Source organism: Thermanaerothrix sp. (assembly GCA_026417795.1).
Taxonomy (GTDB): Bacteria; Synergistota; Synergistia; order Synergistales; family Synergistaceae; genus Thermanaerovibrio.
In genome coordinates, this window is the sequence record JAOACP010000012.1 from 1 (window position 1) to 16,056 (window position 16,056).

Below are 16,056 nucleotides of genomic sequence, written 5' to 3' on the forward strand. Positions count from 1 at the left end.
AGATGTGTATAAGAGACAGCCTATGGCGAGCACCCCACCAACCGCCTCCCTGAGATCCTGAGCCGTCACCCCCCCGTGGCGCAATACCACCGGCACGTCCGAAGTGGCGTCCACCACGGTGGACTCCAGCCCCACCCCACAGGGCCCCCCGTCCAGTATCAGGGGGATGAGACCCCCAAGATCCTCCAAAACCGAAAACGCGTCGGTGGGGCTGGGGCGCCCGCTCCTGTTGGCGCTAGGAGCCGCTATGGGAACTCCGCTTGCAGAGATCAAGGCCAACGCCACCGGATGAGAGGGACAGCGCACCGCCACGGTGTCGAGTCCGCCCCTGACCTCCGGGGGTATCACCTCCCTGGCGGGCACCACCACCGTTAGGGGCCCGGGCCAAAACTCCCCGCAAAGCCTCTCCGCCAGGTCCGTCATCACCCCAACCCCCCGGGCCTCCTCCAGGGAGCCCACGTGTACTATCAGGGGATTATCCAGCGGGCGCCCCTTGGCGGCGTATATCTTTGCGGCGGACCTTGGGTTGGTAGCGTCTCCCCCAAGGCCGTAAACCGTCTCGGTGGGAAACGCCACCAGCTCCCCCGAGAGGATCAGGTCCGCCCCGAGCCTAACCGCCTCCTCAGAGGCCTCCATCACCCTGGTCTTAAACATCGGCTCATCCATCGGCCCCATCCCCCTCAAAGACCCTCAAGAACCTATCCTTGTACTCCGGGAAGGTGCCGTCGATTATGGCCCTCCGGGCCCCCTCCACAAGTGACACCAGGAAGTGAAGGTTGTGCCAGGTGCAAAGCCTCATGGCCAAGATCTCACCGGCCTTGTAAAGGTGCCTTATGTAGGCCCTTGAGAAGTTCCTGCAGGCGTAGCACGAGCACTCCGGATCCAAAGGGGTGAAGTCCTCCGCCAGCGAAAGGTTCTTCACGTTGAGCTTCCCCCGGGACGTGAAGACCGTCCCGTTGCGGCCGTTTCTCGTGGGAAGCACGCAGTCGAACATGTCCACACCCCGGGCTATGCCCTCCATCAGGTTGGATGGATGCCCCACCCCCATTAAATACCTGGGCTTCTCCTTGGGAAGCACCCCCTTGAGGCAGTCCAATATCCTGTACATCTCCTGGTGGCTCTCCCCGACCGACAAACCCCCTATGGAGTACCCCGGGAAGTCCATCTCCATCAGGGCCTCTGCGCACATGATTCGCTGATCCTCGAAAACGCTGCCCTGAACTATGCCGAACAGGAGCTGGTCCTCCTTCCTGTGGGCATCCCTACAGCGCCTGGCCCACTTTATGGTCCTCCCCATGGCCTCCATGGAATATTCGTAGCTGGAGGGATACTTAACGCACTCGTCAAAACACATGGCGATGTCGCTTCCAAGCCTTTCCTGGATCATCACCGCCCGTTCCGGGGTCATGAGGTGCCTCTTGCCGTCCAAGTGGGATCTGAAAACCACTCCATCGTCGTTCAAGGTCCTAAGCTCCGCCAGGGAAAAAACCTGAAAGCCGCCGCTGTCGGTCAGTATGGGCCTGTCCCAGTTCATGAACCGGTGCAGCCCCCCCGCCTTCTCCACCAGATCCTCACCGGGCCGCAAGAACAGGTGGTAGGTGTTCCCAAGTATTATCTGGGCGCCTATGGCCTTGAGCTCAAAAGGGGCCATGGCCTTGACGGTGGCCTGGGTGCCCACCGGCATGAACACCGGGGTCCGGATCACCCCGTTGGATGTAACCAGCTCTCCTGCCCTGGCTCCCGTTTCAGGGCACTGGGCTACGACCTTAAAACTCACCTACCCCACCTCCCCCGGGACAACCGAAGATCCCTTGGGGATGGCACCGAAAAGCCTCTCCCCGTTGGCCCAAACCTGCAGCCCCAGGGCCTTGGGGTCAACTCCACGGACCTTGGCGGCCTCATGATAAACCTCCACCACGTAGGACGGCTCGTTCCTCCTGCCCCTCCTGGACCTTGGGGCAAGATACGGCGAGTCGGTCTCCAAAAGGAGCATGTCCCGGGGCACGTAAGCGCATACCCGGCGGCTCTCCTCCGACTTGGGATAGGTCAAAGGCCCAGCGAAGGATATCATGAACCCCATGTCCAACCCCCTTCGGGCCTCCGCTATGCCGCCGGAGAAGCAGTGGAGGACCCCCTTCAGGTCTCCTGCCCCCGCAAAACCCTTCAAAACGTCAAAGGCCAAGGGGAAAGCCCGGTCCTCCATCTCCTTCCCATCCCTTATGTGCAGGATCACCGGCATTTTGAGCTCCTCCGCCAGCTGGAGCTGGGCCTCGAAACACTCCAGCTGTCTGTCTCTGGGAGAGTTGTAGTACCAGAAGTCCAGGCCGATCTCCCCCAGGGCTCTGACCTGGGGCATCTTAAGCAACCCCGTAAGGTCCTCCATGACAGCGCGGCTCCACTGGGACGCGTCATGGGGATGAAGCCCCGCGGAGGCCAACACCGTCACACCTCCAACTCCCTTGCGGACCAGCCCCGCGCCCCTGGCGGAGGATTTCACGTCAAAACCGGCCACCAAAACCGCCCCCACTGAGGCCTCAACGCAACGCTCCGCCTGACGGAGCACCTCCTGGTCATCAATGGAACCGTCGTTCCAATGACAGTGGCTATCGAAGAACATCACCGGGAAGGAACACCTCCATATAACCGTTTAATTTTAAATCCTTTAAACACCACGTGGGGCCATCCAAAGGCCCCACGTGGGCCGACAGCTAAATTAGAACAGGGCCGCCCCCTCATAGAGGGGACCGGCCCCGTTTAGGATCAAACCACCACGGGCCTAGTGGATCCGGCTGCCCAGGGGCACATCCCGATCCACCGTCAAAAGCCCAAGGGTGAAGTTCTTGGTGCTGGGGCTCTCCGCCGCCAGGAGCATCCCGTTGCTCTTTACCCCCCTTATCACCGAGGGCTTGAGGTTACAGATCACTATTATCCTCTTGCCCACCAGCTCCTCGGGCCGGTAGAACTCCCTTATGCCGGACACGATGGTCCTCTTCTCGTACCCAAGGTCAAGGTCAAGCTTGTACAGTTTATCCGCCTTGGGAACCGGCTCCACCGCCAGGACTTGGGCCACCCGGAGCTCCACCTTCTTAAAGACATCTATGGTGATCTCATCCTCATGGTCGCTGTAGTCCATCTGGTCCTCTTCGGCCCCCTGCCCACCTTGGGCCGCCGCGATCCGCTCGGCAAGCTCCCGTCCCCTGGTGTCGTCCCACTTAGCAAGGTCAATCCTGGGGAACAGGACGTCCCCCTTTTGAACCGCCACGGGTTCCATCTCGTCGAAGGACCAGGGACGCCTGTGGTCGCACACACTGCCCGAGAGGCCCAGCTGAGACCATATCCGCGACGCGCTGTTGGGCATGAAGGGATACACCAGCTGCGAAGCCAGCTTGAGAGCCTCGAAGAGGGTGCGAAGCACCCGGTCAAGCTCCTCCCTCTTGCCTTCGCTACCCAGCTTCCAGGGCATGGTCTCATCTATATACTTGTTGGCCCGGCCCACGAAGGACCATATGGCCTTAAGGGCCTCGTCAAAGGCAAACCTTTCGAGGAACTGATCCACCTGGGCGGTAACCTCCTCCCCCATCTGTCGAATGGACAGCTCCAGCTCCGTGGGGGACACCCTGGAGGGCACCACCCCGTCCCGGTACTTCTTCATCATCTGAAGGGTGCGGTTCAGGAGGTTGCCAAGGTCGTTGGCAAGGTCGGAGTTTATGCGCTGCACCATGGCCCGCTCGGAGAAGTCCCCGTCCAAGCCGAAGGGCACCTCCCGGAGGAGGAAGTAGCGGAAGGGGTCCACGCCGTATATATCCGCCATCTCAAAGGGATCCACCACGTTGCCCTTGGACTTGGACATCTTGTCCCCGTCCACGGTCCACCACCCATGGGCGAAGACCATGCGGGGCGGCTCAAGGTCCAGGGCCATGAGAAGCGCAGGCCAGACCACCGAGTGGAAACGTATTATGTCCTTCCCAACCAGGTGATGGCAGGCGGGCCAGAAGGTCTTCCAAAGGCCGTTCTCATCGGGGTAACCAAGGGCGGACAGGTAGTTTATGAGCGCGTCAAACCAAACGTAAACCACGTGCCTCGAATCCCCCGGCACGGGAACTCCCCAGGTCAGGGTGGTCCTCGATATGGACTGATCCTTGAGGCCTCCCTTTATGAAGCTAACTATCTCGTTGTAGCGGCTCTTGGGGAGTATGGCCTCCGGATGGGACTCGTAGTACTCCAAGAGGGGTTTCTCATACTTGGACATGCGGAAAAAGTAGCTCTCCTCGGTCATCTTCTGGAGGGGCCTTCCGCAGTCGGGACAGGTGTTGCCCTCCCCCATCTGGGCCTCGGGCACGTAGGTCTCACAGGGAACGCAGTACCAACCCTCATAGGAGCCCAGGTATATGTCCCCCTTCTCCAGGAGCTTGGAGAATATGTGCTGAACCACCCTCTCGTGCCTCTCCTCGGTGGTGCGGATGAAGTCGTCGTTGGTTATGTCAAGGACCCCCCAGAGGCGGCGGAAGTTCTCCACCGTCTGGTCCGCCAGCTGCTGGGCGGTGAGCCCCTTGGACGCCGCGGCCTGCTGGATCTTCTGCCCGTGCTCGTCGGTGCCGGTGAGGAAGAAGGTCCTATGCCCCAACATACGGTGATGCCTGGCAAGCACGTCCGCCGCTATGGTGGTGTAGGCGTGCCCTATGTGGGGCACGTCGTTCACGTAGTATATCGGGGTGGTGATGTAAAAGGTGTTTCTCTCGCTCACGGGACATACCTCCCTAGACCTTGGTTATTCGATGTATTCTAATCCCTCAACGGGAACCTCGCAAAAGCCCCAACAAAAATTCCTTCACCCGGTTCTTGGGCACACCCATCTCCCGGTTGATCCTCTCCGCCGCTTCCTTAACCCCAAGGCCGGCCTCCAAAAGAGCCTTCGCCGCCTCCTCCCAGCCCTCCGATCCCGCAGCCCCCAGTCCGCCTAAGCCCCCCGAACTGGAATCGGCACCAGACACCACAAGCACCATCTCGCCCCTTAAGGGCTCCCGCCCGCAGATCTCCAAAAGCCCCGAGAGGGGCTCCCGGAGCACCTCCTGGTGGAGCTTGCTGATCTCCCGCACCAGGGCGGCGGGCCTGTCCCCCAGGACCTTCATCATCAAGGACAGGTCATCCTCAAGCCTGTGGGGGGACACGTAGAAAACCAGCGTCTCCTCCCGGTCCCTCAAAACCCTGAGCCTTGCCTCCTTGGAGGACCTGCGGCCCTCCAGGAATCCCTCAAATGTAAACCGCCTGGCCCCCAAACCGGACATCACCAACGCGGTAAGGACCGCCGAAGGACCCGGCAGGACGTCCACGGGGAAACCCTCCTCTATGGCCATCTTGACCACCATCTCACCGGGGTCGCTTATACCTGGCATCCCCGCGTCGGAGACCAAGGCCACCAGAAGACCCTCCGAAAGCATCTCCTTCATCTTCCCAAGCCTCATGACCTCGTTGTGCTCGTGAAGGCTGATCAGGGGCTTCTTTATCCCATAGTGGTTCAGCAGCTTCAAGGTCCTCCTGGTGTCCTCGCAGGCCACCACGTGGCAGCCCTGAAGGACCTCAAGGGCCCTTAAGGTCATGTCCTTGAGGTTGCCTATGGGGGTTGGGACCAACACCAGGGGCATCAGAGTCCCTCCACGCCGTAGGCCTTAAGAAGCCTTTCGGTGTACTCCCCGTGGGATCCATAGATGAAAAGGGGGCTCTCCACAACCATCCCGGGCTTAGCGCACTTAACCGCCTCCACCAGGAACACCGAAGCGTCCCTTTGGGGCTTTGGGTGCACCGCGGTAAGGCGCTTTGGCTCCAACTTGAAGTCCCTCATCCCGCAGAGGGCCTCCGCCATCCTGTGGGCCCTCATCACCATGAAGAACCTCCCCTTGGGCTTCAGCACCCTCGAGGCGGCCCGGAAGACATCCTCAAGGCCGCACGCAAGCCCATGGACCGCAAGGGCCACCGGGTCCCTGGAACTGGGCCTGCTCCTATTGGGGTCCTCGTAAGGGGGGTTGGCAACCACCACGTCGAAAGGGGCCTCCTCCCATGCGCCGGTTATGTCCCTCATGTCCATCCGGTAGAAGCGAGCATGCTCCTCAAGGCCGTGGCGATCCCGGTTCCTCAGCGCCATCTCCACCAGCTCCCCCTGGATGTCAACTCCCACCACCTGGACACGCCTGCCGGTCTCAAGCCCGCGCTTCACCAGCATGAGCGATAAAATCCCGTGGGCGCAGCCAAGCTCCAGGACCCTAATGCCTTTGCGGATCCTCACGTAGGCCCCCAGCAAAACCGTATCCACCGTAACCCTGGGGCCAAATCCCTCCGCGGGCTGCTCCGCTCTCAGGCTGCCCCAAAGAAGGTCGTCAAGGGTGCTCCTCAATCCCATTCCTCCAGCTTCACGCCCACAACCTGGGAAAGGCCCGGCTCCTTCAGCGTAACCCCGTAGAGAAGCCCCGCCCTCTCCATGGTTATACGCCTGTGGGTCATCACCAGTATCTGTCTCTCCCCGGAGCTCTCCGCCGCAAGGTCCGCAAAGCGCCTCAGGTTGACCTCGTCCAAGGCCGCGTCCACCTCGTCCAGCACCGCTATGGGGCATCCAGCCACCTCCAGCGAGGAGAACAAAAGCGCCACCGCCGTCAAGGACTGCTCCCCCCCGGACAGCTGGGCTATGCCCTGGGGCCTCTTCCCCGGCGGCCTTGCGGTTATCTCCACGCCGGAGTCCCAAAGCCCCCCGGAATCGGTCAGCTCCAGGTGGGCCTCCCCTCCTCCGAAAAGCCGCTTGAACAGGGAGTCGAACCGGTCGTCTATGTCCTTCAGGGACCTCATGAAAACCGTCTGGGCCCTCTGGTCCGCCTCCGCTATCACCTTCTCAAGCTCCGCCATGGCCCTTCTGGAGTCGTCTATCTGCCCTTTAAGGAACTCCAAACGCTCATCCAGGGAGCGGGACTCGGAAAGAACCCCCATGTCCACGGGCCCCTTGTCCCTTATGGCCCTCTCCAGTTCCCGAATCTTACCCCTTAACCCATCGCCCGGGGGGCCTTGGTACACACCGGGATAAGAGTAGACCTCCTCCCAAGCCACCACAAGATCCTCCAGTTCCTTGGAACAGGATATCTCACGGCGTCTAAGCTCCTCCAGCGCCATGTCCCCCTTCCCCAGGGCTTCCATGGCCCGGGCCATCCTTTCCCTGCACCAAAGGCACTTCACGCCAAGGGCCTCCATGGCGCCGCCGGCGGATTCGAGCTCCCCCTGAGCCCTAACCAGCTGTTCCTTAACCTCCAGCCATCGGGCCCCTATCTGCTTTAGCTCCCCCGTGGCGGAAGCGATCCGCCCCTCCCGGTCCTTCAGTGAACACCTCAAATGCTCCAGCCGGGAAGACAAGCGGTCCACCTCGGCCTTCACCCGGTCCGACAACGCGGAAGATCCCGCGTACCGTTCCTCCGCCAGGGCAAGCCTGGCTGAGATCTGACGGTGGGACTCCAGGACGGTCTTGAGCTCCTCCTCGACCCTCGAGAGATCCTCAATGCCCTTAGGCAGATTGGACCTGTCCCTAAGCTCCAGGACCCTTTTTCCCGCCTCCTTAAGGCTCCCGTCAAGGTCCCTTAAAACCCCCTCCTGGCGGTCCCGGCGGGCCTCCTGGGATCTCAGGGCCGCACGGGCCTCCTCCAGCTCCCTACGCTTCAAAGATACACCATGAAGACACTCCTTCTCCAGGGCCGATAGCTCCGCCTCCCGAACCTCGAGCTCCGACAAGGCCTCCTCCATACCGCCTAAGCGCTCCTCAAGCTCCCTAAGCCTTGCCCTTCCGGCCTCTATCACCTGACGCATCTCCACGGCGCTCCGCTGGGACTTGCTGCGTCCCCCCGAAACCGCCCCGGTGGGCTGGAAGACGTCCCCCTCAAGGGTTACCACGGGCCCCCGAAATAGGGTCCTTAAGATCTCCTTACCCACCTGGTAGCTCTCCACCACCAGCAAATCCCCCAGGATGTGCTCCATGGCGGGTCTGTACCTGTCCTCCACCTCTATGAGATCCATGGCGAACCCGACCACGCCGTCACTTCTGGACAGGCTCCTGTCGGGCCTTCTTGGCGCGCACCTCTCCAAGGGGAGGAAGGTCGCCCTGCCGAGGGACCGGGATTTGAGAAAGTCTATGCAGCGTCCCGACTCCTCCATGTCCTTGACCAAGATCCAAAACTGACGGCCCCCCAGAAACGCATCAAGGGCCTGGGATATCTCCTTCGGGCAACGGAACACGTCGGCCAAAACCCTAGGCTCCGCGTCCAGCTTGCCAAGGCGGGCGGCGGACACCACCTGCTGAACAGGCCTCGGCAACACCTCAAGCTCCAAGGTCTCCTCCATCTCCTCCAGGGAGGACCGGAGCTTTAATATCTCACGCCTTGCGGTCTGGATCTTCTCCGCCATGGCCTGACACTCACCCAGGACCTTCCGGTGGCGCCCCAGCGACTCCTCCGCCCGGGCCTCCGCGTCCTTGAGGGCCCCTTCCGCCGTCTCAACGGACCACCTCAGCTCCAAAACGGATTCCTCCAAGGCCCGAAGTTCCTCAAGACCCTTCAAGCGCTCGGCTCCAAGGGCCTTAAGGGACGCAAGGCATGCCCCCAAGGCCGCCTTGGCCTCCTGGGTCCTCCTAACCGCCGCTTCGGCGGCCTCACGGCCAAGCCTAAGACGCTCACCAAGGGCCTCGGCGGCGCCGCTTAATGAGGCCTCCTGGTCCTTGAGGTAAAGCACTTCCTTCAAGGACTCCTCCCTCTGGGAAACCGCCTCCCTAAGCTCCTCTTCCATGCGGGCCTTGGACTCCTCAAGGGACTTGAGCTCCCACGCGGACTCCTCCCCGGAGCGTCTAAGCTCCATAAGCACCGCCCCAAGGGAGGAGCCGCGGCGCCGAAGTTCCTCCATCTCCCGCATGGCCCGGTCCGCCGCCTCCTGGGACTTCGCCTGCCCGTCCCTTATGGAAGCGCCGGCGGCCTCCAGCCTGTCCAGGGCGGACCGCCAAACCTTAAGCCACCGGGCCCTGAGGGACCTTTCCGCCTGAATGCACCGAAGTGAGTCGGATAACTCCCGGATCTCCGCCTCAAGGCCGGATCTCCTCCACCAGTAATAGCAACGCTGGAGTTCCTCCAGCTGGGCCTTGAGCTGCTCCACCTCCTGGGCTGCCTCCACCTCTCGGGATATCTCCCGCCGGCGGTTTAAAAGCTCCCCGTAAAAGGCCATGAGCCGGCCCAGGTCCTCAGAAACGCCCTTAAGCCTGTCGGAAGACTCGTTCCTTCGGCGGCGATAAAAGTCTATGCCCAACAACGATTCCAACAGCATCCGCCGGGCCATGGGGCGCTGCTGGATCACCTCGGACACCTCTCCTTGGCCTATGAAGGCGAAGCGGTCCCCCTCCATGTTGATCCGCCGCTTGGCGTCCTCCAGTTCCAAAAGGGTCTTCTTTTGGCCGTCCACCCACACCGAAGTGGTACCGTCCTGCTGGACCCTACGGGTGAAAACCGTGGAGGCCGCCTCCTGCCTGAAGAGGATCGACACCTCCGCCTCCTTGGCGGGGGGCATGGACATGGACCCCTGAAACAACAGGTCGCTCTGCTTGTTTATCCGGAGCTTCGACGGGGCCCCCTCCCCTAAGGTCCACTTTATGGCGTCCAGTATGTTGCTCTTTCCGCTCCCGTTGGGCCCCACTATGGCCACCATCCCCATCTCCAGGGGGAGCTGGTGGACGCCGCCAAAGCTCTTGAAACCCTTAAGCTCTATCCGTCCTATGTACAACCCAAGCCACCCCCGAGGACGGGGCCATGCGATGCTCCGCCTGACGCAGCTGCCCCTGGTACTCCAGCTTGAACTTCCCCCACTGAAGAGAAGGATCCTCCTTCAGAAATATGCGGCACCGGAACTCCTCCTCCCAAGAGGGCAGGTACTCCGCACAGTGCCTGGCCCCGTGGGGGTTCATGGCCACCAGGAGGGCCTCCGGGGAGGAGGACCCCATCGCCTTGCGGATGGCCCTCTTCAGCTTCATGGCCGACGCCTCCTCCCTCTCCACAAAGCCAGAACCACCGCACATGGGGCATCCCCTGGTGAGGATGCTTCGAAGATCGCTCCTGCTCCTCTTGCGGGTCAGCTCCACAAGCCCCAGGGGGGTTATCCCAAAGACCCTGGCCCTGTGCCGGTCGCCCTTGAAGAGCTCCTTGAGCCTCTCCAGGAGAACCCTCCGGTCCTCCTCGGACTCCATGTCTATGAAGTCCACCACCACTATCCCGCCTATGGCCCTGATCCTGAGCTGGCGGGCCACCTCCTCCGCCGCTTCCAGGTTGGTCTTCAAAACCGTGTGCCTTAGGTCCTTGGCTCCGGTGTATTTCCCGGTGTTCACGTCTATGACGGTCAGAGCCTCCGCCTGGTCTATCACCAGGTAGGCCCCGGAGCTTAGCCAAACCTTCTTGTCAAGGGCCAGCTCAAGCTCCTTCTCAACGCCGTAGACCTCAAAGACCGATCCGCGCCCCCTGTACAACGTCACCTCAGGCCCCCCGGAGGGACCGAAGAACTTAAGACACAGGGAGGCCACCGTATCCAGGTCCTCCGGGTTGTCAAGGACCACCTCCGCAACGTCCCGGTCCAGCTCGTCCCTAAGCACCCGCTCAAGAAGCCCTCCGTCCCGGTACAGAAGGCATGGGGCCGGGGTGCGCCGGGCGGCGGAGCTTATCTCATCCCAAAGGCCCATGAGGTCCTCCACGTCGCAGCGCATCTCCTCAAGGCCGCACCCCTCCGCCACGGTCCGCACTATCATGCCAAAACCCTCGGGCAGCACCTGCCTGCCCAGCTCCTTGAGCCTCTTCCTCTCCTCCTCATCGGACACCCTTTTGGAGACCCCCACGTCCCTCCCCTCCGGCACCAGCACCACGTAGCGCCCAGGAAGGGATATCCTGGGGGTCACCCTAGCCCCCTTGCCCTTGCGGGCGGTCTTGGCCACCTGCACCACCAGCTCCTCACCGGGGCTTGGCTTGCGCCCCAAATCCGCCAGGTACAGGAAGCCGTTCCTCCCGTCCCCAAGGTTGAGGAAGGCGGCGTTCATGCCGGGAAGAACGTTATCCACCCGGGCCTTGTATATCTCCCCAGCCCGCTGCCTCTCCCACATCCTCTCGAGGTATATATCCAAGAGATGGCCGGAGGGATCCAACACCGCCACCCTGGACTCCTCGCTCTCCAACGTGTTGGCCACGATGGCCTTGCCTCGCCTCAAACCGACACCCCCTCCGCGGGACGGGGCAGGAGGTCCACAAAGCCCTCAGCTCGGTCGAAGCGCCCCAGCCTCACCCTCACCAACTCGATGTCCGACCAGGAAGAAGCCAGCCCGGAGGATATCAGGAACTTGACCATCATCGACGGCCCCACCTGGTCTGGGTTTAACATTATGAACTTTAGGTGCCCGTCCGAGCCGGCTGGAGACGGATCTATCCCGACGGAAGGCCAATGATCCCAACCGCCCAGGACTTCCGCCAGCCCCTCCGGCGGCACGCCGCCGTCCTTCAGCTTAAGGAGGTACTCCCCGGCGTTGCAGAGTTTGGAGAGGGAAGGGGCGGATTCCTCCACCTCCTCCACCGCCTCCAGCGCAAATCCCTCCGGCAGAGCTCGATTAAGGCGCTTAAACCCCTCCAAGGTCCCTCTCTTAACCCAAACCTCCCCCAGCTCAAAAAGGCCTATCACCCCAACGGGCAGCGGCGGCGCCAGGGTTATCCTGGGATGGGGGGAAAATCCCTGGGTGAGCTCCAGCGTCAATCCCGCCCTCCTCATCCCCCGGCCGAACAGGGTAGGAAGCTCCTGATGTGGTATGAAGCAGGCCCCCCTCCGCTTGGAGTAGCCAAAGCGCACCCTGGCAAATTCAGTTCCCACGCGCCGCACCTCCGCTTCTTAAGAGCACGGGACAGGATGCAGGGGGGATACCGCAGCGGTTGCAGCTCCCCTGCCTGCAGTCCGGGGTCACCAGGGCGCTTAGGGCCCGCTCCCGCTCGGAAAGCAGGAAACCCCTGCTGACGCCGGAGTCTATGTGATCCCAAGGAAGCGGCCCCTCCAGCCTCCTTGGGGCGGTATATTCATGGGGGTCCACCCCAACGGCATGGAATGCCTCAAGCCAAAGATCCAGGTTGAACATCTCGGTCCAACCGTCGAACCTGGCCCCCCTGCGCCAAGCCTCCTCAAGGACGCCCCCAAGGGCCCTGTCCCCCCTGGAGAACACCCCCTCCAGGAAGGTTTGGCCGGGCTCGTGGTAGGACAGCTTCAGCGACCGCTCCTTGGACATGAGGCCCTTCACGAACCTTCCCCTTTCCCTCAGCTCCTCCATGGATATCTGCCCCTCCCACTGAAACGGGGTGTGGGCCTTGGGCACGAAGCCGGAAAGGGAAACCGTGACCTCCGGCCTCTTCCCCATGGACCTCCCAATCTTGAGGACACGCCGGCAGATCTCCCATATGCCCTTGAGATCCTCCTCCGTCTCCGTGGGAAGCCCCATCATGAAGTAAAGCTTGATTCGGTCCCAGCGGTGATCGAAAGCGGCCCTCACGGCGGCGTCTATGTCCTCGTCGCTGACACCCTTGTTTATGACGTCCCTAAGCCGCTGGGTCCCCGCCTCGGGGGCGAAGGTAAGGCCGCCTTTCCTCATGGTATCAAGCGACGCCGCAAGGGCCACGGAGAAGGCGTCCATCCTAAGGCTCGGCAGGCTCAGCTTGACCCCCCGCTGGTTGAGCAAGGGTTTAAGCTTCTCCATCACCTCGCAAAGATGGCTCCAGTCACAGGTGGCAAGGGAGAGAAACCCCACCTCCTCCCAACCGGTGAAGTCCAATAGCTCCCTGACCTGCTCAACGATGGAGTCCCCGCTGCGCTCCCTCACCGGGCGGTCTATCATCCCCGCCTGACAGAACCGACAGCCCCTGGTGCAGCCCCGAAAGACCTGCACCGCCACCCGATCGTGAACGATCCCGCAGGATGGTACTATCATCCTCCTGGGATAAAAACCCCCGTCCAGATCCAACAGCACCTGCCGCCTTACCGCCTCACCATTCCAAAGGGATGGCACGTAAACCCCATCTATGGAGGCAAGGGCCCTAAGGCGCTCTTCCCTCGGCATCCCCATGGCGGCGCTTAAGGCATCCACTGCCTTGGGCCACAGGACCTCCCCGTCCCCAACGAAAAAGGCGTCCACGTGATCCGCCAGGGGCTCCGCCACAAAGGCCCCGGGGCCTCCCGCCAGGACCAGCGGGTCTTGGTCGGATCTGTCGGAGCTCCTAAGTGGTATCCCGCCAAGGTCCAACATGGTGAGTATGTTGGTGTACGAAAGCTCGTACTGGAGGGTGAAGGCCACGGCGTGGAAGTCCTTCAGCGGCCGGCCAGTGTCAAGGGAACCCAAGGGCTCGCCCCGGTCCCGCATGGCCTTCTCCATGTCCACCCAAGGGCAGTAAACCCTCTCGACGTCGGATTTGGGCAGCTCCTTGAGAAGGCCGTAGAAGATCTGGAACCCAAGGTAGCTCATACCCACCTCGTACACGTCCGGAAAGGCCAGACATATGCGCACTATCCCGTCCCCCTCCTTAGGGGGAATAAGACCGTACTCCCCGCCAACGTACCTGGCGGGGCGCTTCACCGACGCCCAAAGGGGCCACCGGCGATCCTCCGTATCGATAAAACCCATGTATCAATTCCTCCAAAGTCCCTCAAGGGGACGGTTTTTCATTTTTCATTTTTGACTTTTCAACCTCCAAGAAACCCGCCATCGCCCAAGGGCGTCCTTGAGGGGGCCTTAGCGGATCGGAAGGGCCGCGGCGCGAAGGGGCAAGCCCCAAGGGGATAGGGAATAGCTCAGTCAAAACGCTCCAAACTGGTCTGGACCGCCACGCTCTGCACGAGCCCCAGGGCTAAGAACTCCGCCAAAAGGGAGCTTCCGCCGTAGCTGAAGAAGGGAAGGGGAAGTCCCGTCACCGGCGCAAGCCCCATGCTCATGGCCATGCTCTCGAAGGCCTGAAAGAAGATCCAGGCGGCCACCATGGAGCACAGCACCTTGCCCCTAAGGTCCTTGGCCGCCGCGGCCACGAAGAAAATCCTCCATATCAGGGCAGCGAAGAGGAGGACCACCAAAAGCCCCCCCAAAAAACCGAACTCCTCGGAGAACACGCTAAAGATGAAGTCCGTGTGGGCCTCGGGCAGGAAGTGCAGCCTCCCCTGGGTACCCTCCAGGAAGCCCTTTCCCCACAACCCCCCGGACCCCACGGCGATCCTGGACTGGATCACGTTGTAACCCGCCCCAAGGGGGTCCACCTTGGGATCTATGAAGACCATGAGCCGCATCTTTTGATAGGGCTTGAGGAAGCCCCACGCCAGGGGAAGCATGGACAGCCCCAACGCCGTCATGGAGGCCATGTACTTGGGTTTGATCCCCGCCACCCAGAACCCTGCCCCTATCATGACGCAGTAGACAAGGGAACTGCCAAGGTCAGGCTGCAACAGGAGCAACACCAGCGATATGCCCGAAGCGCCCAGGGCCAACCCCAGGGACTTAAGGTCCTCCGGGGGAAACCTGCAAAGGTGCCTTGACATGAACAGCGCCAGCCCTATCTTCCCGAACTCCGAGGGCTGAAGCCTTACTGGACCCAAGGAGAACCAGCTTTGGGCCCCCTTGGCGGTGTGCCCCATCACCAACACCAAGAGAAGCAGGAACAGCGTGGCTCCATACACCCTGTGGGACTCCTCAACGGCCTTCCGGTAACCCAAGGCCATCACCCCGAAGTACGCCCCCATTCCAAGAAGCCCCCATAGGGCCTGCTTCAACGGGAACCCGTAATTGGCCTTCCTTACCCCCAGGGAAGCGCTGAACAGGGCCATTATGCCTAGCCCGAAGAGGGCCAGCATGATAAACCAAAGGGGCAGGTCCATCCCCTTGCGCATCTCATCCCAACTGGGACCCTTCAGCATCTGGCGTTTCCGGTCCTCCCGCAGCGCCTCACGTTTACCACCGGTATGCTGGCCACCAGCGCCACCGACCGCTCCTCCTTCTCCAGCTCAAGCTCTATCTTGTTCTCGTCGATCTCCATGTACTTGCTTATCACCGATATCAGATCCCGCCTTAGGTTCTCCATCATCTCCTGGGATATGTCGCTCCTGTCGTGGATGAGAACCAGCTGCAGGCGCTCCTTGGCGGTGACGCCGGAATTAGAGCTTCCCCTGAAGAGCCTGTCAAGCAATCCCATGGCCCACCGCCCCCTCAACCCTTGAATATCCTCTTGAACTTGGCTATTATCCCTTCCCCATGATGATCCTCCAGGGGGGGGAACGGAACCTGCTGCCCCTCCAGCCGCATGGCAAGATCCCTGAAGGCCATGGCGGCGGGGGAACTCTCCCCCAGTGTAAGGGGCTCTCCCCGGTTGCTGGAGGTTACCACCGACTCATCGTCGGGCACCACCCCGATGAGGTCCACCGCCAAGACCTCCAGGACGTCTTCCACGCTCAACATGTCCTTTTTCTTCACCATGTGGGGCCTTATGCGGTTTATTACCAACCTTATGGGGGACTTGCCCATGGACTCCAGGAGTCCTATTATCCTGTCCGCATCCCGCACCGCCGATACCTCCGGGGTGGTCACCACCAGGGCCTCATCTGCCCCATGGGCGGCGTTCCTGAAACCCGCCTCTATCCCCGCGGGGCTGTCCACCAGGACGTAATCAAAGTCCTGCCGAAGCTCGGAACATAAGCCCTCCATCTGTTCGGCGCTAACCGCGTCCTTCGTCCTGGTCTGGGCCGCGGGTATCATGTACAGGTTGTCCACCCGCTTGTCCTTCACCATCGCTTGGTTGAGCCTGCAAGCCCCTTCCACCACATCCACCAGGGTGTAGACTATCCGGTTCTCAAGCCCCATCACCAGGTCCAGGTTCCTCAACCCTATGTCCCCGTCGATGGCCACCACTCGACGGCCCATCTTGGCCAACGCCACCGCCAGGTTGGCGGTGGTGGTGGTCTTGCCAACCCCACCCTTGCCCGAGGTAACCACTACCACCTTAC

At 61.6% G+C, this 16,056-nt stretch carries 13 protein-coding genes; all 13 read right to left on the reverse strand.

Features of this window, described 5'->3' with window-relative positions:
- A partial coding sequence (locus N2315_03825; protein MCX7828321.1) for an L-threonylcarbamoyladenylate synthase occupies nt 1-666 on the reverse strand: 666 nt, incomplete at its 3' end.
- Nucleotides 659-1,777 carry a tRNA guanosine(34) transglycosylase Tgt gene (gene tgt / locus N2315_03830; GenBank protein MCX7828322.1) on the reverse strand — a complete coding sequence of 373 codons (1,119 nt, stop codon included), beginning with the start codon at nt 1,775-1,777 and terminating at the stop codon, nt 659-661. The genes N2315_03825 and tgt, both read right to left, overlap by 8 nt.
- On the reverse strand, nt 1,778-2,617 hold the full coding sequence (locus N2315_03835; protein MCX7828323.1) for a TatD family hydrolase: 840 nt from the start codon (nt 2,615-2,617) through the stop codon (nt 1,778-1,780). It abuts the gene before it with no gap.
- A 159-nt stretch (nt 2,618-2,776) separates the two neighbouring features.
- Nucleotides 2,777-4,744, reverse strand: a complete 1,968-nt coding sequence (gene metG, locus N2315_03840) for a methionine--tRNA ligase (GenBank protein MCX7828324.1) — start codon at nt 4,742-4,744, stop codon at nt 2,777-2,779.
- Nucleotides 4,745-4,790: 46 nt separating this feature from the next.
- Complete coding sequence (gene rsmI, locus N2315_03845; GenBank protein ID MCX7828325.1) at nt 4,791-5,642, reverse strand: 16S rRNA (cytidine(1402)-2'-O)-methyltransferase; 852 nt, start codon at nt 5,640-5,642, stop codon at nt 4,791-4,793.
- Complete coding sequence (locus tag N2315_03850; GenBank protein MCX7828326.1) at nt 5,642-6,388, reverse strand: methyltransferase domain-containing protein; 747 nt, start codon at nt 6,386-6,388, stop codon at nt 5,642-5,644. The genes rsmI and N2315_03850 overlap by 1 nt, the downstream gene beginning before the upstream one ends.
- Complete coding sequence (gene smc, locus N2315_03855; GenBank protein ID MCX7828327.1) at nt 6,385-9,789, reverse strand: chromosome segregation protein SMC; 3,405 nt, start codon at nt 9,787-9,789, stop codon at nt 6,385-6,387. The genes N2315_03850 and smc overlap by 4 nt, the downstream gene beginning before the upstream one ends.
- The gene (locus N2315_03860; GenBank protein MCX7828328.1) at nt 9,764-11,254 is read right to left on the reverse strand and encodes an Rne/Rng family ribonuclease; all 1,491 of its coding nucleotides are present in this window, start codon (nt 11,252-11,254) and stop codon (nt 9,764-9,766) included. Before N2315_03860 ends, smc begins: the two co-directional genes overlap by 26 nt.
- On the reverse strand, nt 11,251-11,904 hold the full coding sequence (locus N2315_03865; protein MCX7828329.1) for a TIGR03936 family radical SAM-associated protein: 654 nt from the start codon (nt 11,902-11,904) through the stop codon (nt 11,251-11,253). Before N2315_03865 ends, N2315_03860 begins: the two co-directional genes overlap by 4 nt.
- On the reverse strand, nt 11,894-13,696 hold the full coding sequence (locus tag N2315_03870; protein ID MCX7828330.1) for a radical SAM protein: 1,803 nt from the start codon (nt 13,694-13,696) through the stop codon (nt 11,894-11,896). Before N2315_03870 ends, N2315_03865 begins: the two co-directional genes overlap by 11 nt.
- A 167-nt stretch (nt 13,697-13,863) precedes the next feature.
- Entirely contained in the window at nt 13,864-14,973 is a 1,110-nt protein-coding gene (rodA, locus tag N2315_03875) for a rod shape-determining protein RodA (GenBank protein ID MCX7828331.1), read from the reverse strand.
- The gene (minE, locus tag N2315_03880; GenBank protein ID MCX7828332.1) at nt 14,967-15,248 is read right to left on the reverse strand and encodes a cell division topological specificity factor MinE; all 282 of its coding nucleotides are present in this window, start codon (nt 15,246-15,248) and stop codon (nt 14,967-14,969) included. Before minE ends, rodA begins: the two co-directional genes overlap by 7 nt.
- 14 nt (nt 15,249-15,262) lie before the next feature.
- Nucleotides 15,263-16,051 (reverse strand): septum site-determining protein MinD, encoded by a 789-nt coding sequence (minD, locus tag N2315_03885; protein MCX7828333.1) that lies wholly within the window; start codon nt 16,049-16,051, stop codon nt 15,263-15,265.
- Nucleotides 16,052-16,056 lie beyond the last annotated feature (5 nt).